The organism is Phyllobacterium sp. P5_D12, from assembly GCF_054049495.1.
This window is the reverse complement of sequence record NZ_JBFUMG010000775.1, coordinates 1-1,620: the sequence shown is the minus strand read 5'-3', so window position 1 is coordinate 1,620 and position 1,620 is coordinate 1. Positions and strand designations below refer to the sequence as shown.

At 52.8% G+C, this 1,620-nt stretch carries 1 protein-coding gene and 1 tRNA gene; both read left to right on the top strand.

Features of this window, described 5'->3' with window-relative positions; translation table 11 throughout:
* The first annotated feature begins 722 nt into the window (after positions 1–722).
* Complete coding sequence (locus ACXJ5O_RS26310; protein WP_457302477.1) at positions 723–1,409, top strand: hypothetical protein; 687 nt, start codon at positions 723–725, stop codon at positions 1,407–1,409.
* Between the two features lie 116 nt (positions 1,410–1,525).
* Positions 1,526–1,601: transfer RNA gene (locus tag ACXJ5O_RS26305), tRNA-Trp, on the top strand.
* Positions 1,602–1,620: the final 19 nt, after the last annotated feature.

Below are 1,620 nucleotides of genomic sequence, written 5' to 3'. Positions count from 1 at the left end.
GGTGCTGGCATCGTCTCGTCGATCATTGAGTAAGACTTTCTGATCGTAAAATCGGGAAGGGCGGTCCACCGGGCCGCCCTTTTTTTATGCTGGCCTTAGCACCAAAGTCTAACTTCTCTCCGTTACAGCTTCTGGTATCTAATTGACGCAAAGCCAGTCCAGATATTTGCGGAGTTAGAGTGTTCCAGATAGTACCCGTTAAATATCGCTACCCGCTTTTCTTGCTCGTCTTCCTGATGGTTCCTGCTCTGCAATACACGGCGACGGCACCGGCGCTTGCTGCCATGGCGGAAGATCAGCCAGGCTTTACCACGCCAGGAAATATCAGCCGCCCTTACACTCCTGGCGGACTATTGGGACGATCCTTCGTGCCTTCCGAGACCAATCGTCCCCCCAAGCAGGTTCGGCCTCCAAAAAATGGCGTGGTGCTTTTTGAGCCCTATACACCCGTTCGGCTTCCTGATCTCCCCAAGAGCAGTGGGGTTTCTTCTGTGCCCTATACGCCGGTTCGATTGCCCGATCTCCCCGCAAAAAGTGCTGTACCTTCTGAGCTGCAAGCTCCCGCGAAGCTTTCGGCGCCAGACAAGGCTCCCAAGACCTTCAAGCTCGCCGATCAGGCCATGCGATTTGCTATCGTGCGGAACGCTTCCGCAAGCTGCGAACCAGCCTGTCCCGAGTGGATAGCGGCCTCAGGTACGATTACAGCGGATAGCCCCTCAAGATTGCGCAAGGTCCTGCGCCAGCTGGGCAAGCGGCGATTGCCCATTGTGATAGAATCGAATGGCGGAGCGGTGGACGCGGCCATGGAAATAGGACGTTTGATCCGAAAGCGAGGGCTCGACATTGCGGTTGGAAAAACCAGCTTCTATGAATGTGATCCTGACCAGAAAGGGTGCAAGCCAAAATATTCGGATGGCGCCTATGCGGGCTTTGCCTATCCCGGTTGGGCAGCTTGCATGTCAGCTTGCCCATTTATCGTTGCCGGCGGCTCCAAACGTTTTGTCGGTTTGTGGGCAGAGCTGGGTGTCCACCAGATCACCACCACAGTTACCAAAACGATGGTAAAATATCAGACACGCTACCGGATCGTAAAAGGCAAAAAGAAAATCGTCGATACGAAAATCATTGGGCGTAGATCGACCGGAACGTACAAGACAACCGAACTATCCAAAGGTTATCGCAAACGACTCGACGCTTACTTCAATGAAATGGGTGTCGACGCTGGCATAGTCGCTAAAATGCTTTCAATTCCGGCAAGCGATATTTCCATTCTGGACCATAACGAGTTGTTGAATTTTCGAATGACAACCGGTCCCGGCGATGTGGGTGATTTCTCCAGCGCGAGCACCTGCGCACAAGAGCCAAAACCAGCAAACTGTATTGAATTAAGCGCAATCGTCACTAAATAAACAATTATCGAGCGTCTCGGCAGTGGGATCAGTTCGAGAAGTTTGTCAATGACAGCTTGATCGTACCTTTGGGACTTGAAAAGCTCTCCGCTTTGTGGAATGTACGCCCCGAACATAGGGGAGTAGCTCAGTTGGTAGAGCGGCGGTCTCCAAAACCGTAGGTCGCAGGTTCGAATCCTGTCTCCCCTGCCAACACATAGTCTGCCGGTGC